The sequence below is a fragment of the Cupriavidus mimosae genome (genome assembly GCF_023952485.1).
GTDB lineage: Bacteria > Pseudomonadota > Gammaproteobacteria > Burkholderiales > Burkholderiaceae > Cupriavidus > Cupriavidus taiwanensis_C.
In genome coordinates this window covers 291,452-316,715 of record NZ_JALHRY010000006.1, presented here as the reverse complement: position 1 = coordinate 316,715, position 25,264 = coordinate 291,452, and the positions used below count along the sequence as shown (strand labels likewise).

At 66.9% G+C, this 25,264-nt stretch carries 26 protein-coding genes; 23 read left to right on the top strand and 3 right to left on the bottom strand.

The window, feature by feature from the left end; genetic code table 11:
* The first annotated feature begins 109 nt into the window (after positions 1-109).
* The 9 genes from MKD50_RS14090 to cyoD all read left to right on the top strand — a co-directional run bounded on the left by MKD50_RS14090 (position 110) and on the right by cyoD (position 8,676).
* Positions 110-565 carry a DUF1178 family protein gene (locus tag MKD50_RS14090; protein ID WP_252667380.1) on the top strand — a complete coding sequence of 152 codons (456 nt, stop codon included), beginning with the start codon at positions 110-112 and terminating at the stop codon, positions 563-565.
* A gap of 93 nt (positions 566-658) precedes the next feature.
* Positions 659-1,861 carry an acyl-CoA dehydrogenase family protein gene (locus MKD50_RS14085; protein WP_252667379.1) on the top strand — a complete coding sequence of 401 codons (1,203 nt, stop codon included), beginning with the start codon at positions 659-661 and terminating at the stop codon, positions 1,859-1,861.
* Positions 1,862-1,874: 13 nt separating this feature from the next.
* On the top strand, positions 1,875-2,993 hold the full coding sequence (locus MKD50_RS14080; protein WP_252667378.1) for an acyl-CoA dehydrogenase family protein: 1,119 nt from the start codon (positions 1,875-1,877) through the stop codon (positions 2,991-2,993).
* Between the two features lie 156 nt (positions 2,994-3,149).
* Complete coding sequence (locus MKD50_RS14075) at positions 3,150-3,593, top strand: MaoC family dehydratase (RefSeq protein WP_115706425.1); 444 nt, start codon at positions 3,150-3,152, stop codon at positions 3,591-3,593.
* A gap of 32 nt (positions 3,594-3,625) precedes the next feature.
* Positions 3,626-4,102, top strand: a complete 477-nt coding sequence (locus MKD50_RS14070) for a MaoC family dehydratase (protein WP_115706426.1) — start codon at positions 3,626-3,628, stop codon at positions 4,100-4,102.
* Positions 4,103-4,707: 605 nt separating this feature from the next.
* A complete protein-coding gene (cyoA, locus tag MKD50_RS14065; RefSeq protein WP_115706427.1) occupies positions 4,708-5,670 on the top strand; it encodes a ubiquinol oxidase subunit II in 963 nt (320 codons plus the stop codon).
* Between the two features lie 14 nt (positions 5,671-5,684).
* Complete coding sequence (gene cyoB / locus MKD50_RS14060) at positions 5,685-7,658, top strand: cytochrome o ubiquinol oxidase subunit I (RefSeq protein WP_240073969.1); 1,974 nt, start codon at positions 5,685-5,687, stop codon at positions 7,656-7,658.
* Between the two features lie 5 nt (positions 7,659-7,663).
* Positions 7,664-8,308 (top strand): cytochrome o ubiquinol oxidase subunit III, encoded by a 645-nt coding sequence (cyoC, locus tag MKD50_RS14055; RefSeq protein WP_018005463.1) that lies wholly within the window; start codon positions 7,664-7,666, stop codon positions 8,306-8,308.
* Positions 8,308-8,676, top strand: coding sequence for a cytochrome o ubiquinol oxidase subunit IV (cyoD, locus tag MKD50_RS14050; protein ID WP_115706428.1), 369 nt, complete (start codon positions 8,308-8,310; stop codon positions 8,674-8,676). Before cyoC ends, cyoD begins: the two co-directional genes overlap by 1 nt.
* A gap of 66 nt (positions 8,677-8,742) precedes the next feature.
* Here cyoD and MKD50_RS14045 read toward each other — a convergent pair whose 3' ends face one another.
* The gene (locus MKD50_RS14045; protein WP_240073971.1) at positions 8,743-10,797 is read right to left on the bottom strand and encodes a gamma-glutamyltransferase family protein; all 2,055 of its coding nucleotides are present in this window, start codon (positions 10,795-10,797) and stop codon (positions 8,743-8,745) included.
* Between the two features lie 454 nt (positions 10,798-11,251).
* On the opposite strand from MKD50_RS14045, the gene urtA reads away from it, so the two are divergent.
* The 13 genes from urtA (at position 11,252) to ureG (ending at position 22,910) form a co-directional block, all read left to right on the top strand.
* On the top strand, positions 11,252-12,508 hold the full coding sequence (urtA, locus tag MKD50_RS14040; RefSeq protein WP_115706430.1) for an urea ABC transporter substrate-binding protein: 1,257 nt from the start codon (positions 11,252-11,254) through the stop codon (positions 12,506-12,508).
* A gap of 101 nt (positions 12,509-12,609) precedes the next feature.
* Positions 12,610-14,262 carry an urea ABC transporter permease subunit UrtB gene (urtB, locus tag MKD50_RS14035; protein ID WP_252667377.1) on the top strand — a complete coding sequence of 551 codons (1,653 nt, stop codon included), beginning with the start codon at positions 12,610-12,612 and terminating at the stop codon, positions 14,260-14,262.
* Positions 14,262-15,461 (top strand): urea ABC transporter permease subunit UrtC, encoded by a 1,200-nt coding sequence (urtC, locus tag MKD50_RS14030; protein ID WP_252667402.1) that lies wholly within the window; start codon positions 14,262-14,264, stop codon positions 15,459-15,461. Before urtB ends, urtC begins: the two co-directional genes overlap by 1 nt.
* Complete coding sequence (gene urtD / locus MKD50_RS14025; protein WP_115706433.1) at positions 15,458-16,306, top strand: urea ABC transporter ATP-binding protein UrtD; 849 nt, start codon at positions 15,458-15,460, stop codon at positions 16,304-16,306. Before urtC ends, urtD begins: the two co-directional genes overlap by 4 nt.
* Positions 16,307-16,308: 2 nt before the next feature.
* Positions 16,309-17,001, top strand: coding sequence for an urea ABC transporter ATP-binding subunit UrtE (gene urtE / locus MKD50_RS14020; protein WP_252667376.1), 693 nt, complete (start codon positions 16,309-16,311; stop codon positions 16,999-17,001).
* 27 nt (positions 17,002-17,028) lie between these two features.
* Positions 17,029-17,898, top strand: a complete 870-nt coding sequence (locus tag MKD50_RS14015; RefSeq protein ID WP_252667375.1) for an urease accessory protein UreD — start codon at positions 17,029-17,031, stop codon at positions 17,896-17,898.
* A gap of 39 nt (positions 17,899-17,937) precedes the next feature.
* Positions 17,938-18,240 (top strand): urease subunit gamma, encoded by a 303-nt coding sequence (locus MKD50_RS14010; RefSeq protein ID WP_018005472.1) that lies wholly within the window; start codon positions 17,938-17,940, stop codon positions 18,238-18,240.
* 50 nt (positions 18,241-18,290) lie between these two features.
* Positions 18,291-18,902 (top strand): HupE/UreJ family protein, encoded by a 612-nt coding sequence (locus MKD50_RS14005; RefSeq protein WP_115706436.1) that lies wholly within the window; start codon positions 18,291-18,293, stop codon positions 18,900-18,902.
* Between the two features lie 11 nt (positions 18,903-18,913).
* Positions 18,914-19,219 (top strand): urease subunit beta, encoded by a 306-nt coding sequence (locus MKD50_RS14000; protein ID WP_062797820.1) that lies wholly within the window; start codon positions 18,914-18,916, stop codon positions 19,217-19,219.
* Entirely contained in the window at positions 19,219-20,934 is a 1,716-nt protein-coding gene (ureC, locus tag MKD50_RS13995; protein WP_252667374.1) for an urease subunit alpha, read from the top strand. The genes MKD50_RS14000 and ureC overlap by 1 nt, the downstream gene beginning before the upstream one ends.
* A gap of 16 nt (positions 20,935-20,950) precedes the next feature.
* Positions 20,951-21,574, top strand: a complete 624-nt coding sequence (gene ureE / locus MKD50_RS13990; protein ID WP_252667373.1) for an urease accessory protein UreE — start codon at positions 20,951-20,953, stop codon at positions 21,572-21,574.
* Positions 21,574-22,266 carry an urease accessory protein UreF gene (locus MKD50_RS13985; RefSeq protein WP_252667372.1) on the top strand — a complete coding sequence of 231 codons (693 nt, stop codon included), beginning with the start codon at positions 21,574-21,576 and terminating at the stop codon, positions 22,264-22,266. Before ureE ends, MKD50_RS13985 begins: the two co-directional genes overlap by 1 nt.
* A 14-nt stretch (positions 22,267-22,280) precedes the next feature.
* Positions 22,281-22,910, top strand: a complete 630-nt coding sequence (gene ureG / locus MKD50_RS13980; protein ID WP_240073983.1) for an urease accessory protein UreG — start codon at positions 22,281-22,283, stop codon at positions 22,908-22,910.
* Here ureG and MKD50_RS13975 read toward each other — a convergent pair.
* On the bottom strand, positions 22,907-23,326 hold the full coding sequence (locus MKD50_RS13975) for a helix-turn-helix domain-containing protein (protein WP_240987598.1): 420 nt from the start codon (positions 23,324-23,326) through the stop codon (positions 22,907-22,909). The two genes, ureG and MKD50_RS13975, sit on opposite strands and share 4 nt — an antisense overlap.
* Positions 23,327-23,622: 296 nt before the next feature.
* On the opposite strand from MKD50_RS13975, the gene MKD50_RS13970 reads away from it, so the two are divergent.
* Positions 23,623-24,468 carry a hypothetical protein gene (locus MKD50_RS13970; protein ID WP_252667371.1) on the top strand — a complete coding sequence of 282 codons (846 nt, stop codon included), beginning with the start codon at positions 23,623-23,625 and terminating at the stop codon, positions 24,466-24,468.
* Between the two features lie 35 nt (positions 24,469-24,503).
* On the opposite strand, the gene MKD50_RS13965 is transcribed toward MKD50_RS13970, so the two are convergent.
* On the bottom strand, positions 24,504-25,196 hold the full coding sequence (locus MKD50_RS13965) for a glutathione binding-like protein (RefSeq protein WP_115706444.1): 693 nt from the start codon (positions 25,194-25,196) through the stop codon (positions 24,504-24,506).
* Positions 25,197-25,264 lie beyond the last annotated feature (68 nt).

Sequence of the window (25,264 nt, the reverse complement as noted above, 5' to 3'; positions counted from 1 at the left end):
GCGAAGGCGCCGCTGAGTAGTTCCGAACGGTCGTTCTAAAAAATTTAGCACGACCGTTCACAAAATTTGGATTCGCGGATAATATAGCTTTTGACGGGCTGGAAAGATCATGAAGGTGCTCGACCTGCGCTGCGCGCATGACCATCGTTTCGAGGGCTGGTTTGCCTCGGAGGAAGAGGCGCAGTCGCAAATCGCGCGCGACCTCGTCCAATGCCCGGTCTGTGGCAATCACGCCGTGACGCGACTGCCGAGCGCGCCGCGCCTGAACCTGTCAGGCGCGACCGCGCCGAAGGCTGCGGTCAAGCCGGCGCAGCCAGCGGCAACCGCCGCGGCGCCGGCGGCACTGCAAGCGCTGTACATGAAAGCAGTGAAGCAGGTGTTGGCGCAGACCGAGGACGTTGGCGATCGCTTTGCCGAGGAGGCAAGGCGCATGCACTATGACGAGGCGCCGGAACGCGGCATCCGCGGCTCGGCCTCGCCGGAGGAGGTGCAGGCGCTGGCCGAGGAGGGCATCGATACTTTTCCGCTCGTGGTGCCGGATGCGCTGAAGCAGACGGCTCACTGAATTGCGTCCTGTGCCCGTTGCTGTCGGCGCATGACGCGCAGGCAGAACAAACCGCCGGCGGCCCGCGCCATGCCGGCACCACTGGAGACGGGCATGGATCTCAACTACTCGGCGTCCGACGACGCCTTCCGCGAGGAAGTGCGTAGCTGGCTCGAAGCCAACTTGCCGGCGGACATCCGCGGCAAGATTCTCAACCACCGCCGTCCGAACCGCGACGACCTGGTGCGCTGGCACAAGCTGCTCGCCGGCAAGGGCTGGTCGGCGCCGCACTGGCCGGTGCAGTACGGCGGCACCGGCTGGAACGCCACCCAGCGCCATATCTGGGACGAAGAGAATGCCCGCGTCGGCGCGCCCGGCGTGCTGCCGTTCGGCGTGGCGATGGTCGCGCCGGTGATCATGAAGTACGGCAACGAGCAGCAGAAGTCGTACTACCTGCCGCGCATCCTCGACTGCACCGACTGGTGGTGCCAGGGCTATTCGGAGCCGGGCTCGGGTTCGGACCTGGCCTCGCTGAAGACCCGCGCGGAACTGACGTCCGACGGCAAGCACTACATCGTCAACGGCCAGAAGACCTGGACCACGCTCGGCCAGCACGCCGACATGATCTTCTGCCTGGTGCGCACCGATCCCGAGGCCAAGAAGCAGGAGGGCATCTCGTTCCTGCTGATCGACATGAAGACCCCGGGCATCACCGTGCGCCCGATCATCATGCTCGACGAAGAGCATGAAGTGAACGAAGTCTTCTTCGACAACGTCAAGGTGCCGGTCGAGAACCGCGTCGGCGAAGAGAACAAGGGCTGGACCTACGCCAAGTACCTGCTCGGCCACGAGCGTACCGGCATCGCCCGCGTCGGCAACTCCAAGCGCGAGCTGGGCTTCCTGAAGCGCGTGGCGCGCCAGCAGCAGAAGAACGGCAAGCCGCTGCTGGAGGATCCGGTGTTCGGCGCCAAGGTGGCCGCGCTGGAAATCGAGCTGATGGCGCTGGAGATCACCGTGCTGCGCGTGGTGTCGAGCGAAGCGGCGGGCAAGGGCCCCGGCCCCGAGGCGTCGATGCTGAAGATCAAGGGCACTGAGATCCAGCAGCTGCTGACCGAGTTGATGGTCGAGGCCGTCGGCCCGTACGCGCAGCCGTTCGACACCCCCTACCTGGAGTGCGAGACCGAGCACGCGGTGACCGGCTACGACGACGCCGCGCCACTGGCGGCGTACTACTTCAACTATCGCAAGACCTCCATCTACGGCGGGTCCAACGAAATTCAGAAGAACATCATCAGCCAGATGATTCTGGGGCTGTGAGGAGACACGCATCATGAACTTCAATCTCAGCGACGAACAGAAGCAGCTGGCCGACGCCGTCCGCCGTTTCATCGACAAGGACTACGGTTTCGAGGAGCGCAAGAAGCGCTATGAAAGCGCTGCCGGCTACGGCGAGGCCGCCTGGGGCGCGCTGGCCGAGCTCGGCCTGACCGCGCTGCCGGTGCCGGAAGCGCAGGGCGGCTTTGCCGGCAAGGCCCTGGACATGATGGTGGTGCAGCAGGAACTGGGCCGCGGCCTGATCGTCGAGCCCTACCTGGCCACCGTGGCGGGCGCCTACGCGCTGGGCCTGGCCGGCGGCCAGGATGCGCTGCTGGAGCAGGTGGCCGGCGGTGAACTGAAGCTGGCGCTGGCTTTCAACGAGCCGCAGGCGCGCTATGAGCTGAACAACGTCCGCGTTACCGCGCGCGACGGCAAGCTCAATGGCCGCAAGACCGTGGTGGTGCATGGTGGCCAGGCCGACCGGCTGATCGTGTCGGCGCGCAGCAGCGGCGGCGATGCCGACCAGGATGGCATCTCGCTGTTCCTGGTCGATGCCAAGGGCGCGGGCGTCAGCATCAAGGACTACCGCACCATCGACAACCTGCGCGCCGCCGATATCACCTTCCAGGACGCGCCCGCGCAATTGCTGGGTGAAGCCGGCAAGGGCTTCGCGCTGGTCGAGCAGGTGGCCGACTATGCCGCGGTGCTGCTGTGTGCCGAGGCCGTGGGCGTGATGGACACGCTCAACGCCGCGACCCTGGAATACGCCAAGACGCGCCAGCAGTTCGGCATGCCGATCGCGCGCTTCCAGGCGCTGCAGCACCGCATGGTCGAGATGTTCATCCACGCCGAGCAGTCGCGCTCGATCACGCTGCTGGCCGCGGCGCGATTTGAAGAGGCGACGCCCGAGCAGCGCCGCCGCTACGTGTCCGCCGCCAAGGCGCGCGTAGGGCAGGCCGCCCGCACGGTGGGCCAGGAGGCGGTGCAGATCCACGGCGGCATGGGCGTGACCAACGAACTGCCGGCCGCGCACATGTTCAAGCGGCTGACGATGATCAACACCAGCTTCGGCGACGTCGATCATCACCTGGGCCGGTTCGCCGCCCAGCCGGGGTTCCAGGAAGCTGCCTGATCCGGCCAGTCCAGTCAAAACCGCGCTGCAGTCCAGGCGCGGTTTTTTTCTTTGCGCGCTGTTAGGGGCGGGTTCGGCAAATACGGACGCGCGCGCCAGCCTGCCATGCGATGATCGTGCGGACAAGTCAACCGCATCCACAACGGAGACACCCCCATGCTGTATTTCGAGGATTTTGAAGTCGGCAGCCGCCGTGAACTGGGCTCCTACCTCGTCACCGAGGAAGAGATCCTGAGCTTCGCGCGCCAGTACGATCCGCAGCCGTTCCATATCGACAAGGAAGCCGCCACCAGCAGCATCTACGGCGGGCTGATCTCGAGCGGCTGGATGACGTGCTCGATCATGATGCGCCTGCTGGTGCTGAGCACCACCGGCAAGTCGGCCAGCATGGGCTCGCCCGGCGTCGACGAGATCCGCTGGCTCAAGCCGGTCTATGCCGGCGACACGCTCACCGTCGTGCTGAATGTGCTCGACAGCCGGCCGTCGCAGTCCAAGCCGGACCGCGGTGTGGTCCATACCCAGTGGGAGGCCACCAACCAGCGCGGCGAGCTGGTGTGCACCGTCAAGGGCATGGGCATGTACGGCCGCCGGCCCGCCTAACCACACTTAACCGTCACGAGGAGACGATCGACATGCGTACCATCGCAACACTGGAAGAACTGGAAGGGCTGCAGGGGCAGGAAGTCGCGGTCAGCGACTGGATCGAGGTGACCCAGCAGCAGGTCAACCAGTTTGCCGAGGCCACCGGCGACCACCAGTGGATCCACATCGACGTGGAGCGTGCGAAAAAGGAATCGCCCTATGGCGGCCCAATCGCGCACGGCTTCCTGACGCTGTCGCTGCTGCCCAAGTTCATGCACAACGCGCTCAGCATGCCGTCCAAGATCGGCGTCAACTACGGGCTGAACCGCGTGCGCTTCACTGCACCGGTGCCGGTCGGCAGCAAGCTGCGCGCGCGCATCAAGCTGCTCAAGGTCGAGCGCCTGGACCCGCTGCCGAAATCCCCCGAACTGGTGGGCGCGCAGTCCACCTGGGAGGTCACGATCGAGCGCGAGGGCAGCGAGCGCCCGGTGTGCATCGCGGAATCGATCACGCGCCGTTACGGCTGAGCCGCGGCGTCGTATGCGGCACTGCGACAATATGCCACAGTGCCGTGTCGCACCCCGGAGAGCCGCGCAAAGCGCGGCTTTCTGCATATTTACCTGCGTTTTTGTGGTGTTGACGTGGATCAAGGACAGCGCGGTGCACCAATGTGCGGATTGTCCGTTTAAATGAACAGTGTGTTCTGTAGCGTTGGGTTTACCCCTAATGTTGCGTTGCGGTACAGTCGCGCCCACGATGTTTTACGTGTTGCGCCCCCCGGCCGAAAACCGCGCCTGCCCTAACGGCAGGTCCGTCGGGAGGCGCAAAAGCCTCGTATTCCAACGCTACCCGGCCGCTGTACTGAGCCGGGACCGTTCGCGGTTTCGGCCACCAGGTGCCGCAGCGCCGGCAAGGTCCCACAGGGCCTGCAGCGCGCGCAGTCAGTTGTCCTTCCGTGTTCATGGCGTTGCAAGGCCGCATGGTCCTCCGGCGTTAGATCCGCCGCCCGACCGCAACGCCAGCTAAGGACACGTCCTTCCGGTTTTCCCATAGCCCCACGCCTCTTGCGCGAGCATCAGGCGGTTTAGCCACGCTTTTGCCCAAAGCGCGGTGTAACCAAACCAGTCGTGACATGAAGAAACCCATACTGCCGCGTTGGACGCGGTTCCTGCCCTGCCTCGGCCTGCTCCTGCTGGCCGGCTGCAACATGACGCTGCTCGACCCGAAAGGGCAGGTCGGCGTCGACATCAAGAACATCATCCTGATCGCCACCTGGCTCATGCTGCTGGTGGTGGTGCCGGTGATCGTGCTCACGCTGGTGTTCGCGTGGAAGTACCGCGCGTCCAATACCCAGGCGCGCTACGAGCCGGACTGGTCGCACTCGACCGCGATCGAAGTGGTGGTGTGGCTGATCCCGTGCCTGATCATCATCGCGCTGGGCATCATCACATGGAAGTCCTCGCACGACCTGGATCCGTACAAGCCGCTGGAATCGAACAAGAAGCCGGTCACCATCGAGGTGGTCGCGCTGAACTGGAAGTGGCTGTTCATCTATCCGGAACTGAAGATCGCCACCGTCAACCAGATCGCGTTCCCGGTCGACACCCCGGTGAACTTCAAGATCACCTCGGATTCGATCATGAATTCGTTCTTCATCCCGCAACTGGGCAGCCAGGTGTACGCGATGGCGGGGATGGAGACCAAGCTGCACCTGATCGCCAACCATGCCGGCTCGTATGACGGCGTGTCCGCCAACTACAGCGGCGGCGGCTTCTCGGGCATGAAGTTCAAGGCCGACGCCATGTCGAACTACGAGTTCGACCAGTGGGTGGCCAAGGTTCGCGCTTCGTCGACCGAACTGGGCGTCGACGGCTACAAGACGCTGGCACAACCCAGCGAGAAGGAGCCGGTCACGTACTACGGCAAGGTGGAAGACCAGCTCTTCCACAACATCCTGCACAAGTACATGGGCCACGGCGGTGCCGCACTGGCCGCCGACGGGTTCAAGGGCGGCCCGATCTGCACGTCGCGCAACACCCTCGGTGAAGAGCAGCTGTCCTTGACCACGCCGGCCGCGCAGCCGGCAGGCGCGTAATCCTGGGAGCAATGATGTTTGGCAAGTTGAGTTTGTCGGCGATTCCGTTTCATGAGCCGATCATCATGGTCGTGCTGGCCGGTGTCGCCCTGGGCGGTGCCGCGCTGCTGGGCGCGATCACGTATTTCAAGAAGTGGGGCTACCTCTGGAACGAGTGGTTCACGTCCGTCGATCACAAGAAGATCGGCGTGATGTACTGCCTGGTGGCGCTGATCATGCTGCTGCGCGGCTTTGCCGACGCGGTCATGATGCGCACCCAGCTGGCGCTCGCCACCAATGGCGCCACCGGCGTGCTGCCGCCCGAGCACTACGACCAGATCTTCACCGCCCATGGCGTGATCATGATCTTCTTCGTGGCCATGCCGCTGATGACCGGCCTGATGAACCTGGTCGTGCCGCTGCAGATCGGCGCGCGCGACGTGGCCTTCCCGTTCCTGAACACGCTGTCGTTCTGGCTGTTCGTGGCGGGCGCCATGCTGGTCAACATCTCGCTGGGCGTCGGTGAATTCGCCAAGACCGGCTGGCTGGCCTACCCGCCGCTGTCGGGCCTTGATTACAGCCCGGGCGTAGGGGTGGACTATTACCTCTGGAGCTTGCAGATTTCAGGCCTGGGCACCTTGCTGACCGGCGTGAACTTCCTGGTGACGATCCTGCGCATGCGCGCTCCTGGCATGACGCTGATGCGCATGCCGGTGTTCACCTGGACCGCGCTGTGCACCAACGTGCTGATCGTCGCCGCCTTCCCGGTGCTGACCGTGACCCTGGCGCTGCTGGGCCTGGACCGCTACCTCGGCATGCACTTCTTCACCAACGACGGTGGCGGCAACGCCATGATGTACGTGAACCTGATCTGGATCTGGGGCCACCCCGAGGTGTACATCCTGATCCTGCCGGCGTTCGGCATCTTCTCTGAAGTCATCGCCACGTTCTCGGGCAAGAAGCTGTTCGGCTACAAGGGCATGGTGTACGCGACCGCCGCGATCATGGTGCTGTCGTTTATCGTGTGGCTGCACCACTTCTTCACGATGGGCTCGGGTGCCAACGTCAACGCGTTCTTCGGCATCACCACCATGATCATCTCCATCCCGACCGGGGTGAAGATCTTCAACTGGCTGTTCACCATGTACCGCGGCCGCGTGCAGATGACCTCGCCGGTGCTGTGGACGCTGGGCTTCATGATCACCTTCGTGATCGGCGGCATGACCGGCGTGCTGATGGCGGTGCCGGCGGCCGACTTCGTGCTGCACAACAGCCTGTTCCTGATCGCCCACTTCCACAACGTGATCATCGGCGGCGTGCTGTTCGGCTACCTGGCCGGCATCACCTACTGGTGGCCGAAGGCGTTCGGCTTCAAGCTGAACGAGCGCCTGGGCAAGGCTTCGTTCTGGTGCTGGCTGGTGGGCTTCTACTTCGCCTTCATGCCGCTGTACGTGCTGGGCCTGATGGGCATGACCCGCCGCCTGAACCATACCGACAACCCGGCCTGGACGCCGTGGCTGTACCTGGCCGTGGTGGGCGTGGTGTTCGTCGCGCTGGGCATCTTCTTCCAGGTGCTGCAGATCGTGGTGTCGATCCGCGACCGCAAAAAGCTGGCCGACGTGACCGGCGACCCGTGGGGCGGCCGCACGCTGGAGTGGGCCACCTCGTCGCCGCCGCCGTTCTACAACTTCGCGCACACCCCGGTGGTGCGTGACCTGGACGCGTTCGCCGACATGAAGGCACGCGGCGAGACCCTGCCGACCGAAGGCTACGAGAAGATCCACATGCCCAAGAACACGGGCGCGGGCTTCATCATCGGCGCCTTCAGCCTGGTGTTCGGCTTTGCCCTGACCTGGCATATCTGGTGGCTGGCCATCGTTGGCCTGGTGGGCATGGTGTGGGCGTTCATCCACCGCAGCAACGACGACCATATCGACTACTACGTGCCGGCCACCGAGGTCGAGCAGATCGAAACGCGCCATCTGCAGCGCATTGCTTCGCAAGCCTGAGAACCATGTCGACTCAAGTCCTAGACCGCATCCCCGCGCAGGCAGGCGCCCCGGCTCACGCCGGCGCGCACGGCCATGACCATGCGCACCACGATACCAGTGCCAATACGGTGTATGGCTTCTGGATCTACCTGATGAGCGACTGCATCATCTTCGCCGGACTGTTCGCGGCCTTCGCCGTGCTGCGCGGCGAACTGGCAGGCGGCCCGTCGGCGAAGGAGCTGTTCGAGCTCAACTACGTGCTGGTGGAGACCTTCATCCTGCTGTTCTCCTCGATCACGTACGGCATGGCGATGATCTCGCTGCAGAACCGCAGCCTCAAGCACGTGCAGACCTGGCTCGGCATTACCTTCCTGCTGGGCCTGGCGTTCATGGCGATGGAAATCAACGAGTTCCACCACCTGATCGCCGAAGGCGCCGGCCCCGGCCGCAGCGCGTTCCTGTCGTCGTTCTTCACGCTGGTCGGCACCCACGGCCTGCACGTCGCCAGCGGCATGCTGTGGATGATCGTGCTGATGTGGCAGCTCGGCAAGAAGGGCATCACCCCGACGCTGAGCAAGCGCCTGATGTGTCTGTCGCTGTTCTGGCACTTTCTGGACGTGGTCTGGATCGGCGTGTTTACCGTGGTCTACCTGATGGGACATCTGTGATGGCACAACACAACGCACCGGCGGCGCACGGCGCCCACGACTCGCACGCGCACGACAGCCACGCTGGCAGCCACGCCAGCTTCAAGGGCTACGCGATCGGCTTCATCCTGGCCGTGATCCTGACGGTGATCCCGTTCAAGATCGTGATGGACGGCACCATGGACAAGGGCACCATCCTGTGGACCATCCTCGGCATGGCCGTGGTCCAGATGATCGTGCACCTGAAGTACTTCCTGCACCTGGACTCTTCGTCCGAACAGCGCAGCAACGTGATCGCGCTGCTGTTCACGGCGCTGATCCTGGTGATCGTGGTGGCGGGTTCGCTGTGGATCATGCACAACCTGAACGCCAACATGATGGTGATGTAAGGACCGGCGTCCTGGCATCGAAAAAAAGGGGCCCCGCGGGGCCCCTTTTTTTTTGCCGCGACTTCGTCAGGGCTTGAACGTATCCCCCAGTACCACGCCCTCGCGCCGCGGATCGGCACCGCCCACCAGCACCGCCGAGCCGCCGATGGTGGTGCGGATGATGGCGCTCAGCCCGCTGGACTGCGCCGCCGTATTGACGGTGTGGCCCAGGTTGCGCAGGCCCTTGACAAGCGGGTCGTTGTCGCCCGGCAGGCCGCCGGCCGGCGTGCTGGTGTCGACATTGGGGTGCTCGCCGCCGACGATCATGGCCGAGCCGGCGCCGTTGGAGCCGCCGAAGTCGATCATCGACACCGCCTGCTGCGCATCCATGCCCCAGTCCAGCGCAGCCACCAGCGTCTTGGCCACGTACTGGATGATGGTGGCGCCGCCCGGCGAACCGGTGGTCATGTAGAAGTCGCCGCGCGAGCCGTCGCCATTGCGCCTGAACACCAGCGTCGGCGCCATCGAGCTGCGCGGGCGCTTGCCCGGCTGCAGCCGGTTGGCCACCGGCACCCCGCCCGGCGCCGGATCGGCATTGAAGTCGGTCAGCTCGTTGTTGAGCAGGAAGCCGTTGGTCATGTGGTACGAGCCCAGGCCCGACTCGATGGTGGTCGTCATCGCCACCACGTTGCCGTACTTGTCATGCAGCGACAGGTGCGTGGTGCCGCGCTCCTCCACCATCGACGGCGCCAGCGGCACGTCGCCGAGGTTGCCGGCCGCCACCGGCGTAACCATCGAGCCGGTGGTGCTGATCAGGCTGGCGCGCTGGCTCAGGTAGGCTTTGTTCAGCATGGTGTCCGAGGTGCCGCCGGGCAACGGAATGAAGTCGGTGTCGGCCACGTACTTGTTGCGGTCGGCATAGGCCAGGTGGCCGGCCTCGCCCATCAGGTGGACGCCCAGCACGCTCGGGCGGCCGCCGTTCTGGTCGACCAGCGTGGGCTTTTGCGCCGCCATGTCGAAGTTCTCGACGATGCCCAGGATCTGCGCCACCGCGATCCCGCCCGATGACGGCGGCGGCATGCCGCAGACCTCGTACTGCCGGTAGGTGGTGCACACCGGCGTGCGCTTCTTGGCCTGGTAGTTGGCCAGGTCGTCCAGCGTGGTCACGCCCGGCGTGGTGTTGCCGTCGTAGGTGGTCTGGATCTTGGCGACGATGGCCTGGGCGATCGGGCCGTTCTTGTAAAAGGCGTCGGCGCCGCCCGCGGCGACGGCGGTGAAGACCGTCGCCAGCGCGGGATTGCGCAGCACGGTGTTGACCGCGCGCGGGGTGCCGTCCGGATTCAGGAAATAGGCGGCCATCTCCGGATCGCGCTTGATATTGGCGACAGTGGCGCTGTCCGAGATCGCGGCGGCCATGCGCGGCGGGATCGCAAAGCCGTCGGTGGCCAGCTTGATCGCCGGCGCGAACAGTTCCTTCCAGGCAGTCTTGCCGTAGTCGCGGTGAGCCAGCTCGAGCACGCGCAGCGTGCCCGGGGTGCCAATCGAGCGGCCGCTGCGCACGGCATTGGGCAGCGGCGTGGTCTGGTCGGCCGTGGACTTCCAGCGCAGGTAGTTTTCGTCAGCCGCGGCCGGTGCGGTCTCGCGGCCGTCGTAGGCGGTGACCTGCCGGGTCGTCGCGTCGTAATGCAGGATGAAGGCGCCGCCGCCGATGCCGGACGATTGCGGCTCGACCAGGTTCAGCACCATCTGCGCCGCCACGGCGGCGTCGATCGCGGTGCCGCCGGCCTTCAGCACGTCGCATGCCGCCTTGGTCGAGACCGGGTTGTTGGTCACCGCCATATAGGTCTTGCTGTAGACCGTGACCTTGGGCGCATAGCCGGTCGCCTGCTCAGGCGCGTTGGGGTCGCCCGGCAGCACCACGGCCTGGCCGCCGGTGCTGCCGTCCAGCTCGCAGCCGGCGGTAGGCGTGACCGTGGGCGGCGGGGGCGGCGGGGGCGTATCGTCGCCGCCGCCGCAGGCGCCCAGTGTCAGCGCCAGCGCCGCCAGGGCCAGCTTGCCGCGGCGCTGGCGCCAGGGTGGGGTGGCGCGCAACCGGGGCTGCGGCTCGGCGGAAGATGTATGGGGGTCGGCAGCGTACGGCATGGTTTCCTCCTTCCTTTTTTGTGGGTCCGGGAAATGCCATGGCCGGGTCGTCAGGCTGGGCCGCGGCCATCTTCCACCGTAGTGCCGCAGCGCTCCGGTCTTAATCATTGAATGTACGGATTTACATGCATTCGAATCCGGGTTTAAGCGCCCGCTTAATCGGCGCGGGCCAGGGCGCAGGCACGCCGGCGCTTGCCAATGGCGCCACGGTGGCGCAAGCCGGTTCCGGCAATGTGCGCCATGCACCGGGATCGGACGCGGCGGCCGGCACGCACTGTCGCAGTGCGCTGATTCGCTGCACGGCGATGGTGCGCACGCGCCCGGCAGCCGGCATCCGGCCCCGCGCACCGCCTGTAGCCGCGCCGCGCGCACGATATCGCCGTGGCACGCTAGTTGCAGATGCATCACCCCGGGGAGCGTAGTCCCTGACCAACACCATAAACGGGAGCTGCAGATGCAACGACGTGACATGCTGAAGCTGTCGGCGATAGCCGCCGCGGCGATGATCGGTACCAGCCCACTGGCGCTGGCGCAGTCCAAGGAGCCGATCAAGGTCGGCATCCTGCATTCGCTGTCCGGCACCATGGCGATCTCGGAAACGTCGCTGAAGGACGTGGCGCTGATGACCATCGACGAGATCAACAAGAGCGGCGGCGTGCTCGGGCGCAAGCTGGAACCGGTGGTGGTGGACCCGGCGTCGAACTGGCCGCTGTTCGCCGAGAAGGCGCGCCAGCTGGTCAGCAAGGACAAGGTCGCGGTGACCTTCGGCTGCTGGACCTCGGTGTCGCGCAAGTCGGTGCTGCCGGTCTACGAAGAGCTCAACTCGCTGCTGTTCTACCCGGTGCAGTATGAAGGCGAGGAGATGTCGAAGAACGTCTTCTACACCGGCGCGGCGCCCAACCAGCAGGCCATCCCCGCGGTCGAATACCTGATGAGCAAGGAGGGCGGCGGCGCCAAACGGTTCTTCCTGCTCGGCACCGACTATGTCTACCCGCGCACCACCAACAAGATCCTGCGCGCCTTCCTGAAGAGCAAGGGCGTGGCCGACAAGGACATCGAAGAGGTCTATACCCCGTTCGGCCACAGCGACTACCAGACCATTGTCGCCAATATCAAGAAGTTCTCGCAGGGCGGCAAGACCGCGGTGATCTCCACCATCAACGGCGATTCCAACGTGCCGTTCTACAAGGAGCTGGGCAACGCCGGGCTCAAGGCCAAGGACGTGCCGGTGGTGGCCTTCTCGGTCGGTGAAGAAGAGCTGCGCGGCATCGATACCAAGCCGCTGGTGGGCCACCTGGCCGCATGGAACTACTTCATGTCGGTCAAGAACCCCGAGAACGACGCCTTCCGCAAGCAGTGGGCGGCCTGGGTCAAGGCCAACAACCTGCCCGGCGGCGACAAGCGCGTGACCAACGACCCGATGGAAGCCACCTACGTGGGCATCCACATGTGGGCGCAGGCGGTGAAGAAGGCCGGCAGCACCGATACCAACAAGGTGCGCGCAGCCATGTATGGCCAGACCTTCAAGGCGCCGGACGGCTTCACCCTGACCATGGGCGAGAACCACCACCTGTACAAGCCGGTGATGATCGGCGAGGTCAAGGGCGACGGTCAGTTCGCGGTGGTGTGGAAGACCCCGAAGGCGGTGCGCGCGCAGCCGTGGAGCCCGTTCATCGCGGGCAATGAAGGCAAGCCGGACAAGGCGATGTAAGGAGCGGTCGCCTGCCGCTATTCGGCTCCCCTCTCCCACAGCGTGGGAGAGGGGAGCACACCCCCAGTCTGGTTATCCACCATCGTCACTTGCCAGCCCTCATGTGCCATTCGATATCCCTTCCCGCCAAGCTGTGGCTGCGTGCCTTGCTCGCAGCGTTGCTGCTGGCCTCGGCACCGTGGGCCGGCGCACTGACGCAGGCCGACCTGAAGCCGCTGGCCGAAGACGACTTCGATGCCAAGACTGCCGCGCTGTCCGCGGTGGCCAAGGCATCGCCAGCTGAAGCCGCGCCGATCCTGAAGGCCCTGCAGGATGACGCCCTGCAGTATGCGCCGTCGGCCGGCATGGTGCGCCAGGATGGCGACAGGCTGGTCGATGCGATCAGCGGCAAGCCGGTCACGGTCAAGGCCGACGAGCTCGAGTCGCTGACCCTGAACAACAGCCTGCGCGCGCTGGTCGACAGCGCCGCCAGCAGCCTGCTGCTGCAGTCGCCAGACATCGCGGTGCGCGCGCAGGCGGTGGCCACGCTGCGCGACCAGCCCGAAAGCGCGTCGCTGGCGGCGGTGGAAGCCGCGCGCAAGACCGAGGCCGATGCCGGCCTGCGCGCCAGCCTGGACGTGATCTGGGCCAATCTGCTGCTGGCCGGGGCGTCCGCTTCCGACGCTCTTGCCTCGCGCGAGGCGCGGCTCGAAGCCATCCGCATCCTGGCCAGGGACAGCAACCCTCAGAGCCGCCAGAAACTGGCGCCGCTGCTCGAGCGCGACAGCGCCGGCCGCTACCGCGAGCCCGACGGCAGCGTGCGCCTGGCCGCGCAGCAGGCGCTGGACACGCTGCAGGGCGACCAGCGCCGCGCCGAACTGATCGGCAACCTGTTCGCCGGGTTGAGCCTGGGCAGCGTGCTGCTGCTGGCCGCGCTCGGACTCGCCATCACCTATGGCCTGATCGGCGTGATCAACATGGCGCACGGCGAATTCCTGATGATCGGCGCCTATGCCACCTACGTGGTGCAGTCGCTGTTCCGCGCCCATGCGCCGGGCGCGCTCGACTGGTATCTGCCCGCGGCGCTGCCGGCTTCGTTCCTGGCAGCCGCCGTGGTGGGCTTCGTGCTGGAACGGCTGGTGCTGCGCCACCTGTACGGCCGCCCGCTGGAAACGCTGCTGGCCACCTTCGGCGTGAGCCTGCTGCTGATGCAGGCGGTGCGCACGCTGTTCGGCGCGCAGAACGTGGAAGTGTCCAACCCCGCATGGATGAGCGGCGGCTTCGAATGGCTGCCGGGGCTGGTGATCCCGTACAACCGCGTGGTCATCATCCTGTTCGCGCTGGCGGTGGTGGCGGTAGCGTGGGCGGTGCTCAACCGCACGCGGCTGGGCCTGTTCGTGCGCGCGACCACGCAGAACCGCACCATGGCCGCGTGCGTGGGCGTGCGCACCTGGCAGGTCGACAGCTATGCCTTTGCCTTCGGTGCCGGCATCGCCGGGCTCGGCGGCTGCGCGCTGTCGCAGATCGGCAATGTCGGTCCCGATCTGGGCCAGGCCTACATCATCGATTCGTTCATGGTGGTGGTGCTGGGCGGGGTGGGGCAGCTCGCCGGCACCATCGTCGGTGCCTTCGGGCTGGGCATCCTCAACAAGTTCATCGAACCCTTCTATGGCGCGGTGCTGGCCAAGATCCTGGTCCTGGTGCTGATCGTGCTGTTTATCCAGAAGCGGCCGCAGGGACTGTTCGCGCTCAAGGGGCGCAGCGCGGAGGCATGATGCAGCGATTCCAACCGAACTCTTCCGCAGCACCGTTCCGGCTGGCAGTGCCCGAACGCCAGTCGCTGTTTTCGCCGCGCGGCTGGATCGCGCTGCTGGCGCTGACGGTAATCGTCGGCATCGGCGTGCCGGTGTGCGCGCTCCTGCTGCCGGAGGGCCATCCGCTGCACCTGTCGGCGTATGCACTGACGCTGGTCGGCAAGATCATGTGCTTCGCGCTGGCGGCGATCGCGCTCGACCTGGTATGGGGCTACTGCGGCATCCTCAGCCTCGGCCATGGCCTGTTCTTCGCGCTGGGCGGCTATGCCATGGGCATGTACCTGATGCGATCGATCGGGCGCGAAGGCGTGTACCAGAGCGACCTGCCGGACTTCATGGTGTTCCTCGACTGGAAGCAGCTGCCATGGTTCTGGCACGGCACCGATCACCTTGGCTATGCGCTGTTGCTGGCGCTGCTGGTGCCGGGCGTGCTGGCATGGCTGTTCGGCTTCTTTGCCTTCCGCTCGCGCATCAAGGGCGTGTACCTGTCGATCATCACGCAGGCGATGACATATGCGGCGATGCTGCTGTTCTTCCGCAACGAGACCGGCTTCGGCGGCAACAACGGCTTTACCGACTTCAAGCGCATCGCCGGCTTTGCCATCGCCGCACCGCAGACGCGCACGGCGCTGTTCGTGCTGACCTTCCTGGCGCTGCTGGCCGGCTTCATCGCCTGCCGCTACATCGTCACCTCGAAGCTCGGCCGCGTGGTCACGGCGGTGCGCGACGCCGAGATGCGCGTGATGTTCTCCGGCTACAACCCGCTCGGCTACAAGCTGTTCGTGTGGACCTTCTCGGCGGTGCTGTGCGGCATCGCCGGCGCGCTGTACGTGCCGCAGGTCGGCATCATCAACCCGGGCGAGATGTCGCCCGGCAACTCGATCGAGATGGCGGTCTGGGTGGCCGTGGGCGGGCGCGGCACGCTGGTCGGGCCGGTGATCGGCGCGTTCCTGGTCAACGGCGCCAAGACGCTGTTCACCGCGCACTTTGCCGAATACTGGCTGTTCCTGCTGGGCGCGATGTTCGTGCTGGTGACGCTGTACCTGCCCGACGGGGTGACCGGCCTGTGGCAGCGGTGGCGCGCGGGCCCCGCGCAGGCAGCCGCGCAAGAGCCGGTGGCCACGCCGGCGGTGGCGGGTCGCAGCGGAGGTGAAGCATGAACCCCGCACTCGAGCACGGCCAGGCCGAAAGCGGCGATGCCACCGGCCTGGGCCGCATCGTCGAGCCGGGCACCATCGACGTGTCGCATGGCCCGATCCTTTATCTCGAGGACGTCACCGTGCAGTTCGACGGCTTCCGCGCGCTGAACCAGCTGAACCTGTCGATCGACCACGGCGAGCTGCGCTGCGTGATCGGCCCCAACGGCGCCGGCAAGACCACCATGATGGATGTCATCACCGGCAAGACCGGGCCGCGCAACGCCAATGTCAGCGGGCGCGTGTTCCTGGGCCAGACCATCGACCTGATGCGGATGACCGAGCCGCGCATCGCGCAGGTAGGCATCGGGCGCAAGTTCCAGAAGCCCACCGTGTTCGAGCAGCACGCGGTGTGGGAGAACCTGGAGCTGGCGATGCAGGCCGACAAGCGCTGGTGGTCGTCGCTGCGCGCGCGGCTGACCGGCGAGGGACATCGCCGCATCGAGGAGACGCTCGCGTTGACCGGCCTCGAGGCCGAGGCCTACCGGCCCGCCGGGCTGCTGTCGCACGGGCAGAAGCAGCGGCTGGAGATCGGCATGCTGCTGATGCAGCAGCCACAGCTGCTGCTGCTCGACGAACCCGTGGCCGGCATGACCGATGAAGAAACCATGCAGCTCGCCAGCCTGCTCAACGGCCTGCGCGGCAGCTGCTCGATGATGGTGGTGGAGCACGACATGGAGTTCGTCGCCGCGCTGGCGGGCGCCGCCGGCAAGGTCACGGTGCTGGCCGAGGGCAGCGTGCTGGCCGAAGGCACGCTCGACAGCGTCAAGCGCGACGAGCGCGTGATCGAATCCTACCTGGGGAGATAGGCATGCTGCAGGTCAATGCACTGAACCAGTACTACGGCGGCAGCCATATCCTGCGCAACGTCAGCTTCGAGGTGCCGGCGGGCAAGCTGACCACGCTGCTCGGCCGCAACGGCGTCGGCAAGAGCACGCTGCTGAAATGCCTGATGGGCGTGGTGCCGACGCGCAGCGGCAGCATCCACTGGGACGGCAAGCCGCTGGAGAAGAAGGCGCCGTACGAGCGCGTCGCGGCCGGCCTGGCCTATGTGCCGCAGGGGCGCGAGATCTTCCCGCGGCTGACGGTCGAAGAGAACCTGCTGATCGGCGCCGCCAGCCGCGCGCGGCCGGCGGGCGTGCCGGGGCGCATCTACCAGTTGTTTCCGGTGCTGCGCACCATGCGGCTGCGCCGCGGCGGCGACCTGTCCGGCGGCCAGCAGCAGCAACTGGCGATCGGGCGCGCGCTGATGAGCGAGCCGCAACTGCTGATCCTCGATGAGCCGACCGAAGGCATCCAGCCCTCGATCATCCAGGACATCGGTCGCGCATTGCGGCTGCTGGTCGACGAATTCGGCATGACGGTGCTGCTGGTCGAGCAGTACTACGAATTCGCGCGGCACCTTGCCGACCACTATGTGGTGATGAGCCGCGGCGAAGTGGTGGCGCGCGGCGCCGGCGCCAGCATGGAGCAGGACGGCGTGCGCGAGCTGATCGCCGTGTAAGGCGCGCGCAAGTTCCGTTCGCCATCGATGCGCCATCCCGATTTTCCTTCGTCCCTCGCCATGCCGGCGGCGTGGCAGGCCACGCTGCACCTGCGCTTTGCGCCGCGCGGCGAACGCACCGTGCTGACCGAGCGGCGTCACCGGGGCCCGCTGCTGGTGCAGAAGCCGTTGTATCCGGAAGGGGGCATCTGCCACGCGGTAATCCTGCATCCGCCGGCCGGCGTGGCCGGCGGCGACAGCCTGGAGATCGACGTGACGGTGGAGGCCGGCGCGCATGCGGTGCTGGCCACGCCGGGCGCCACCAAGTGGTACAAGTCGCTCGGCCGCGACGCGGCCCAGCGGGTGCGGCTGGCGGTGGGCGAGGGCGCGCGGCTGGACTGGCTGCCGCAGGAGAACATCGTCTTCGACGACGCGCGCGCGCGCATTTCCACCGTGCTCGACGTCGCGCCGGGCGGCAGCGCGATCGGATGGGATGCCGTGGTGCTCGGCCGGCAGGCATCGGGCGAGCAGTGGGCGCGGGGTGCGCTGTGGCTGGATACGCGCATCGGCGCCGGCGAGCGCGCGCTGTGGATCGAACAATCGCAGATCGAGGCGGCATCGCCGCTGCGCCATGCGCGGCCCGGGCTGGACGGGCTGAACGTGCTGGGCACGTTGTGGGCCGTCGGCGCAGCCGCCACGCAAGACCTCGCCGAAACGCTGGCCGGGCGGCTGACTTATACGCCGGCGTTGCGCGCCGGCTTGAGCTGCCTCGCCGCCAACGGCCAGTCGATGCTGCTGCTGCGCGTGCTGGGCCGGCACATGGAAGCGGTGCGCCACGTCATGACCGATACCTGGCAGGCGCTGCGCATGCCGCTCCATGGCGTCGCGGCGCAACCGCTGCGGCTGTGGGCGACGTAGCGCGCCGATACGCAACCGAACATCAAACAGGAACGAGAGATGGAACTGACGCCGCGCGAGAAAGACAAGCTGCTGATCTTCACCGCCGCGCTGCTGGCCGAGCGGCGCAAGGCCCGCGGCCTGAAGCTGAACTACCCGGAAGCCGTGGCGCTGATCACCGCCGCGATCATGGAGGGCGCGCGCGACGGCCGCACCGTGGCGGAGTTGATGCACGAAGGCACCACGGTACTGACGCGCGACGACGTGATGGATGGCATCGCAGAGATGATTCCGGAAATCCAGGTGGAAGCGACGTTTCCCGACGGCACCAAGCTGGTGACCGTGCACCATCCCATCGTCTGAGCCTTCGCCGCGACCAACGCTTCGAACAACTAATGCACCCGAGAGCCGACATGACCCGTACCGCCTGCCTGCGCCTTGCCCTTGGCGCCACCCTGACCGTTGCCGCCACCGCCGCGCTGGCGCACCCGGGCCACGATGCCGCCACCGTCGGCGCCAGCCTGTGGGCCGGCCTGGCGCATCCGTTCACCGGGGCCGACCACCTGCTGGCGATGGCCGCGGTGGGCGTATGGAGCGCACTGGTGGCGCGCTCCGCCGCGGATACGCTGCGTCTGCCGCTGGCCTTCGTGGGCTTGATGCTGGTGGGCGCCGCGCTCGGGCTCGGCGGCATGGCGCTGCCCGCGGTGGAGCCGATGATCGCGGCTTCGCTGCTGGTGATCGGCCTGCTGCTGGCGCTGCGCGCCAAACTGCCGGCGTCGGCCGGCACGCTGCTGGTGGGCGGCTTTGCCGTGTTCCACGGCTATGCGCATGGGGTGGAATTGCCCGCCAGCGCCGGCGCGCTGCCGGCGGTGCTGGCCTACGTGGGCGGGTTTGCCGCGGCCACCATGGCGCTGCACCTGCTGGGTATCGGCGCCGGCACGCTGTTGCGCCGCCGCGCCGGCTGGCTGGCGCGCGCGGCCGGAGCCGGCGTGGCGCTGTACGGCGCCGGCCTGCTGGTGGCCTGAGGAGGACCGTCATGATCCCCGGTGAACTGATGCCCGCCGACGGCGAGATCGCACTCAACGTCGGCCGCGCCACCGTCAGCGTGACGGTGGCCAATACCGGCGACCGGCCGATCCAGGTCGGCTCGCACTTCCACTTCTACGAAACCAACGCGGCACTGGCGTTCGAGCGCGAGGCCGCGCGCGGTTTCCGCCTGAACATCGCCGCGGGCACCGCGGTGCGGTTCGAGCCCGGGCAGACCCGCACCGTGGAACTGGTGGCGCTGGCGGGCGACCGCATCGTCTACGGCTTCAACGGCAAGATCATGGGAGCGCTGTGATGGCATCGATTTCCAGACAGGCCTATGCCGAGATGTTCGGCCCCACCACCGGCGACCGCCTGCGGCTGGCCGATACCGGCCTGATCATCGAAGTCGAGAAGGACTTCACCATCTATGGCGAGGAAGTGAAGTTCGGCGGCGGCAAGGTGATCCGCGACGGCATGGGGCAGAGCCAGCGCATGGCCGGGGACTGCGTCGACACCGTGATCACCAATGCGCTGATCGTCGACCACTGGGGCATCGTCAAGGCCGATATCGGGCTCAAGCACGGGCGCATCGCGGCGATCGGCAAGGCCGGCAATCCCGACATCCAGCCCGGCGTCACCATCGTGGTCGGGCCCGGTACCGAGGTGATCGCGGCCGAGGGCATGATCGTCACCGCCGGCGGCATCGACAGCCATATCCACTTTATCTGCCCGCAGCAGATCGACGAGGCGCTGATGAGCGGCGTCACCACCATGATCGGCGGCGGCACCGGGCCCGCCACCGGCACTTTCGCCACCACGGTGACGCCTGGGCCCTGGTACATGGAGCGCATGCTGCAGGCGGCCGATGCCTACCCGATGAATATCGGGCTGCTGGGCAAGGGCAACGCCAGCCAGCCGGGGCCGATCCTGGAGCAGGTCGAAGCCGGCGCCATCGGCCTGAAGCTGCATGAAGACTGGGGCACCACGCCGGCGGCGATCGACACCTGCCTGTCGGTGGCCGACGCGACCGACACCCAGGTGGCGATCCACACCGATACCCTCAACGAGGCCGGCTTCGTCGAGGCCACCATCGCCGCGTTCAAGGGCCGCACCATCCATACCTACCACACCGAAGGCGCCGGCGGCGGCCATGCGCCGGACATCATCAAGGTGTGCGGCGAGGCCAATGTGCTGCCGTCGTCGACCAACCCGACGCGCCCGTACACCATCAACACGCTGGACGAGCATCTCGACATGCTGATGGTGTGCCACCACCTGGACCCGTCGATCGCCGAGGACATTGCCTTCGCCGAAAGCCGCATCCGCCGCGAGACCATCGCTGCCGAGGACATCCTGCACGACCTCGGCGCGTTCTCGATGATCTCGAGCGATTCGCAGGCGATGGGGCGCGTCGGCGAAGTCATCATCCGAACCTGGCAGACCGCGCACAAGATGGCGGCGCAGCGCGGCAAGCTGCCGGGCGATCCGCACGACACGCGCGGCGGGCACGATAACTTCCGCGTCCGGCGCTATGTTGCCAAGTACACCATCAACCCGGCGCTGACCCACGGCATCGCGCATGAGGTGGGCTCGGTCGAAGTCGGCAAGTGGGCCGACCTGGTGCTGTGGCGGCCCGCGTTCTTCGGCGTCAAGCCCAGCCTGATCCTGAAGGGCGGCATGATCGCCGCGGCCGCGATGGGCGATCCCAACGCATCGATCCCGACGCCGCAGCCGGTGCACTACCGTCCCATGTTTGCCTCAGCCGGCGGCGCGCTGCATCGTTCGTCGCTGACCTTCGTCTCGCAGGCGGCGCTGGCGGCCGGCATCGGCGAACGCTACGGGCTGGCCAAGACCCTTGCCGCGGTGCGCGGCACCCGCACCGTCAGCAAGCGCGACATGGTTCACAACGACTGGCAACCGCACGTCACGGTCGACCCCGAGACCTATCAGGTGGTTGCCGACGGCCAGCTGCTGAACTGCGAGCCCGCCACCGAACTGCCGATGGCGCAGCGTTATTTCCTGTTTTGATGGGTGCGGAATTGCCATGCTGAAGATCGATAAACACCTGACCGCGCCGCACGGCATCGCCAGCGTGCTGGTGCGCCGCGCACCCAAGCTGGTGCTGCCGTTCGCCGACCGCAGCAAGAGCCGCCTGCGCGCCGTGCTCGACAACGGCACCGACGCCGCGCTGTTCCTGCCGCGCGGCACCGTGCTGCGCGGCGGCGACCTGCTGGTGGCCGAAGACGGCAGCTTCGTCGAAGTCCAGGCCGCTGCCGAGTCCGTGCTGGAAGTGCGCGCACAAGACCCGCACGCGCTGATGCGCGCGGCCTACCACCTCGGCAACCGCCACACGCCGGTGGAGATCGGGCGCGACTACCTGCGGCTCGAATATGACGCGGTGCTGGCCCACATGCTGCAACGGCTGGGCGTGCAGGCGAAGCGCGCCGAACTGCCGTTCGAGCCGGAGGCGGGGGCCTATGGCGGCGGGCACAAGCACGGGCACGACGCGACCTTCGCGGAGGATTATGCGGCGGCGCAGGCGGTGTTTGAGGAGCATCATGGGCACTCGCACTCGCACTCGCACTCGCACTCGCACTCGCACTCGCATGGTCATGATGGCGAGCATGTCCATGGGGAGGGAGTCATCGCGAAGCGAGGCGTCGTCTGATGACCCACCTCCACCAACTCATCTCCCTTCTGCACCTCGCGTCCCCCGCCTTGCCCATCGGCGGCTTCAGTTATTCGCAAGGTCTCGAGGCCGCAATCGAATGCGGCAGCGTGCATGACGCCCCGACCGCCGAGCGCTGGATCTACGACAACCTGCGGCATGTCCAGGCGCAATGCGAGGCGCCGCTGTGGCTGCTGCTACATCGCCACTGGCAGGCGGGCGACGCCGCGCAGGTGCGAACCTGGAACGACTGGTTCCACGCCACCCGCGAGACCTCCGAGCTGCGGCTGGAGACAGAGCAGATGGGCTGGTCGCTGGCCCGCCTGATCGCGCAGATGGAGTGGGGCACGCCGGTATTGCGCGACACGCTGGCCGCGCTGTCGCCGGTATGCCTGCCGACCGCGTTCACCGCCGCCTGCGTGGCGCTGCAGATCGGTGCGCGCGACGGCCTGGCGGCCTACTGCTTCAACTGGGCCGAGAACCAGGTGGCCGCGGCGATCAAGGCGGTGCCGCTGGGGCAGGTGGCGGGGCAGCACATGCTGCGCCGACTGCATGGCGCCGTGCTCGAGACCGTCGAGGAAGCCGGCCGCCGCGTCGAAGCCACGCCGCCGCAACTGTCGACGTTTTCCCCGATGCTGGGCCTGCTGTGCGCACGCCACGAAACGCAGTACTCCCGGCTGTTCCGATCCTGAACCAACACCGCACCATGACCCACGCCCGTACCAAGAAGAACCCTCCGCTGCGCGTCGGCGTCGGCGGCCCCGTCGGCTCCGGCAAGACCACGTTGCTGGAAATGCTGTGCAAGTCGATGCGCGACCGCTATGACCTGGTCGCGATCACCAACGACATCTACACCAAGGAAGACCAGCGCCTGCTGACCATTTCCGGTGCGCTGCCGGCCGAGCGAATCCTGGGCGTGGAAACCGGCGGCTGCCCGCACACCGCGATCCGCGAGGATGCATCGATCAATCTGGAAGCGGTGGATCGCATGCTGGCGCGCTTCCCGGATGCCGACGTGGTCTTCATAGAGTCCGGCGGCGACAACCTGGCCGCGACCTTCAGCCCGGAACTTTCTGATCTTACGATCTACGTGATCGACGTCGCCGGGGGCGAGAAGATTCCTAGGAAGGGCGGGCCGGGCATCACCAAGTCCGACCTGCTTGTGATCAACAAGACCGACCTGGCGCCGTATGTGGGCGCATCGCTGCCGGTGATGGAAAGCGATGCGCGCAAGATGCGTGGCAGCCGGCCGTTCGTGATGGGCAGCGTCAAGTCGGGACAGGGGCTGGACCAGGTGATCGGCTTCATCGAACGGCAGGGCATGCTGGGGCTCTAGCCTTCCGGGGGCGCGTCGGCATCGGGTGCGGGCCTGGTGCCGGAACTGCCGTGCCCGAGCGCCGGGCGGAAGCTGCCCTTGCCCGCCAGCGCCCGCGCCACCGCGGCCACCAGGTTCAGCTCGGGCTCGGTCAGCTCGGCCATGTGGTGCATGGTGGCCTCGATCGCCGCGCGCTGGCGGTTGCCGAACGGCGCGCGCGCTTGCTCGACTTGCAGCTGGCTGGCGTCGTGGCGGCTGAAGTCGAGCATCTCGGCGGTGGGCACGGCGAGGGTCTCGGCGAGCCTGCAGATGTTGGCCAGCGCCAGGTTGCGCTTGCCGCTTTCAATGCCGCTCAGATACGAGCGCGACAGTCCGCTTTCAAGCGAAAGGGTCTCCTGGGACCAGCCTCGTTGCTTGCGTAGCCAGGCGAGATGCAATCCGAAAAGTCTGAGATTTCGAGAGGTCATGGGTTCAACAAAAGTTCGGAGTGGTCTGAGGCTAAGGGTTTGACCTTGAGCCCACGACAACTTATCCTCATCCTCACTATCGGTGTCCGATCCGCAAATTGAGGGGCGCGCCAGGCCATGGCGCGGCACGATGGCATCAACCGGGCGGCGCTGCTTCGCAGCGCCGTGCCAGACGGGTTATCGCGCCAGACCGGGCGTCACGCCGCCACGCGTGCGCCGGCTGCGCGGACAGGCGCAGCGCGCCTGTCCCCCTGCAGGGGATTGCCATGCAGATCTTCACGCTGTTCGAGGCGCGCATGCGCGCCATCGATGCCGACCGCCACGCACCGTCGGATTTCCTTCCCGGATTCCAGCCACGCCTGCTTGCCGCCGCTGCCGGTGTTGGTTGCACCTGCGACTACGTCTTCCTCTGCGCCGGCGAGCGCCAGCCCGAATTTTCAGCGGATTGCCATGAATGGTGGGGTTGCCTGCGCGGTGGCCTGCGGCTGTCTTCGCCCGGCCGCGGCAGCTTGCTGGTCGGCGGCGGCGAACTGTTCGCGCCCGCGCCCGGCGTGCCGATGCAGGTGCAGGCGGTCGCCGACACCATCCTGGTGCGCGCGGTGCCGCAAGGCGCGGCCGAGGCCTCGCGTCCCGTGGCGATGCCCGCGGGCGCGTGGCAGTGCGCGCTGGGCGCCATTGCCCCCGTCGGTGCCGGGGCCGATGCCGATGGCGTGGCCGCGCCGCATGCGCTGGCGGATGTGTTGGAAGCGGATGACTGGCAGGCGCAGCAGGGCATGCGCCCGGAGTTCGTGCAGCTGGATGGCTCGGTGGATGACTGGGGCCGGCACCTGCAGGCGCGCGGCCTGCGCTGGGCGCTGTGCTACCGGGGCGCGCTGGCCCTGCACTGGCATGGCGCGCTGGTGCGCAGCGGCGGTGACATGGCCTTCCTGCAGCCCGGCGCGCTCTACGCGCCGGACCCGCATGAGCCATGCCGGCTCGACGTGCTGGTGCCGGGCGCCGGGCTGCTGTGCTGCTTCGGCGCGGGCGCTGCGCCGCATGATGGCGTGGACGCCCGCGGCGGCCGGCGCGCGGATGGCCACGCCGTGGCGCGCTCGGCGCTGGCGCTGGCCTGATGACCGCGGCCGCCGCCGTGGCCGCCGCTTGCCTTTCAGTGGCGCTTGTACTGCGTGGCGCCGAACAGCACTTCGCGCGCCTTGTCGTCCTGCAGCGCCTTGCGCGCGCTGGCCAGCACCTCCACGCCGCGCTTGACCGCGGGACGCTCGGCGATCTGGTTGAACCAGCGCTTCAGGTGCGGGTAGTCGTCCAGCTCCACGCCCTGGTTCTGCCAGCTGCGCAGCCACGGGAAGGTGGCGATATCGGCAATGGTGTACTGCTCGCCGGCCAGCCATTCGTGCTTCGACAGCTGCGTGTCGATCACGCCGTACAGGCGCTTCGCCTCATTGGTGTAGCGGTTGACCGCGTACTCGATCTGCTCGGGCGCATAGATGCGGAAGTGGTGCGCCTGGCCCAGCATCGGACCCACGCCGCCCATCTGGAACATCAGCCACTGCAGTGTCTCGTACTTGCCGCGCACGTCCTCGGGCAGGAACTTGCCGGTCTTGCCGGCCAGGTAGAGCAGGATCGCGCCCGATTCGAACAGAGAAATCGGCTTGCCGTCGGGGCCGTCCGCGTCGACGATGGCGGGAATCTTGTTGTTGGGGCTGATCTTCAGGAAGTCCTCGCCGAACTGGTCGCCGGCGCCGATGTTGATCGGGTGGACCCGGTACTCCAGTCCGCACTCCTCCAGCATGATGTGGACTTTGTGGCCGTTGGGCGTGGCCCAGGTGTAGACGTCGATCATTGCAGGGATCTCCTGGCTGCATTCATGGGAACGGCCACATCAACCACCGACGTGGCGAACCGCGCGAT

Bases quoted from the DNA above. Each gene is read 5' to 3' on its own strand.
- MKD50_RS14090 (WP_252667380.1), top strand. From the start codon at position 110: ATGAAGGTGCTCGACCTGCGCTGCGCGCATGACCATCGTTTCGAGGGC.
- MKD50_RS14085 (WP_252667379.1), top strand. From the start codon at position 659: ATGGATCTCAACTACTCGGCGTCCGACGACGCCTTCCGCGAGGAAGTG.
- MKD50_RS14080 (WP_252667378.1), top strand. From the start codon at position 1,875: ATGAACTTCAATCTCAGCGACGAACAGAAGCAGCTGGCCGACGCCGTC.
- MKD50_RS14075 (WP_115706425.1), top strand. From the start codon at position 3,150: ATGCTGTATTTCGAGGATTTTGAAGTCGGCAGCCGCCGTGAACTGGGC.
- MKD50_RS14070 (WP_115706426.1), top strand. From the start codon at position 3,626: ATGCGTACCATCGCAACACTGGAAGAACTGGAAGGGCTGCAGGGGCAG.
- cyoA (WP_115706427.1), top strand. From the start codon at position 4,708: ATGAAGAAACCCATACTGCCGCGTTGGACGCGGTTCCTGCCCTGCCTC.
- cyoB (WP_240073969.1), top strand. From the start codon at position 5,685: ATGTTTGGCAAGTTGAGTTTGTCGGCGATTCCGTTTCATGAGCCGATC.
- cyoC (WP_018005463.1), top strand. From the start codon at position 7,664: ATGTCGACTCAAGTCCTAGACCGCATCCCCGCGCAGGCAGGCGCCCCG.
- cyoD (WP_115706428.1), top strand. From the start codon at position 8,308: ATGGCACAACACAACGCACCGGCGGCGCACGGCGCCCACGACTCGCAC.
- MKD50_RS14045 (WP_240073971.1), bottom strand. From the start codon at position 10,797: ATGCCGTACGCTGCCGACCCCCATACATCTTCCGCCGAGCCGCAGCCC.
- urtA (WP_115706430.1), top strand. From the start codon at position 11,252: ATGCAACGACGTGACATGCTGAAGCTGTCGGCGATAGCCGCCGCGGCG.
- urtB (WP_252667377.1), top strand. From the start codon at position 12,610: ATGTGCCATTCGATATCCCTTCCCGCCAAGCTGTGGCTGCGTGCCTTG.
- urtC (WP_252667402.1), top strand. From the start codon at position 14,262: ATGCAGCGATTCCAACCGAACTCTTCCGCAGCACCGTTCCGGCTGGCA.
- urtD (WP_115706433.1), top strand. From the start codon at position 15,458: ATGAACCCCGCACTCGAGCACGGCCAGGCCGAAAGCGGCGATGCCACC.
- urtE (WP_252667376.1), top strand. From the start codon at position 16,309: ATGCTGCAGGTCAATGCACTGAACCAGTACTACGGCGGCAGCCATATC.
- MKD50_RS14015 (WP_252667375.1), top strand. From the start codon at position 17,029: ATGCGCCATCCCGATTTTCCTTCGTCCCTCGCCATGCCGGCGGCGTGG.
- MKD50_RS14010 (WP_018005472.1), top strand. From the start codon at position 17,938: ATGGAACTGACGCCGCGCGAGAAAGACAAGCTGCTGATCTTCACCGCC.
- MKD50_RS14005 (WP_115706436.1), top strand. From the start codon at position 18,291: ATGACCCGTACCGCCTGCCTGCGCCTTGCCCTTGGCGCCACCCTGACC.
- MKD50_RS14000 (WP_062797820.1), top strand. From the start codon at position 18,914: ATGATCCCCGGTGAACTGATGCCCGCCGACGGCGAGATCGCACTCAAC.
- ureC (WP_252667374.1), top strand. From the start codon at position 19,219: ATGGCATCGATTTCCAGACAGGCCTATGCCGAGATGTTCGGCCCCACC.
- ureE (WP_252667373.1), top strand. From the start codon at position 20,951: ATGCTGAAGATCGATAAACACCTGACCGCGCCGCACGGCATCGCCAGC.
- MKD50_RS13985 (WP_252667372.1), top strand. From the start codon at position 21,574: ATGACCCACCTCCACCAACTCATCTCCCTTCTGCACCTCGCGTCCCCC.
- ureG (WP_240073983.1), top strand. From the start codon at position 22,281: ATGACCCACGCCCGTACCAAGAAGAACCCTCCGCTGCGCGTCGGCGTC.
- MKD50_RS13970 (WP_252667371.1), top strand. From the start codon at position 23,623: ATGCAGATCTTCACGCTGTTCGAGGCGCGCATGCGCGCCATCGATGCC.
- MKD50_RS13965 (WP_115706444.1), bottom strand. From the start codon at position 25,196: ATGATCGACGTCTACACCTGGGCCACGCCCAACGGCCACAAAGTCCAC.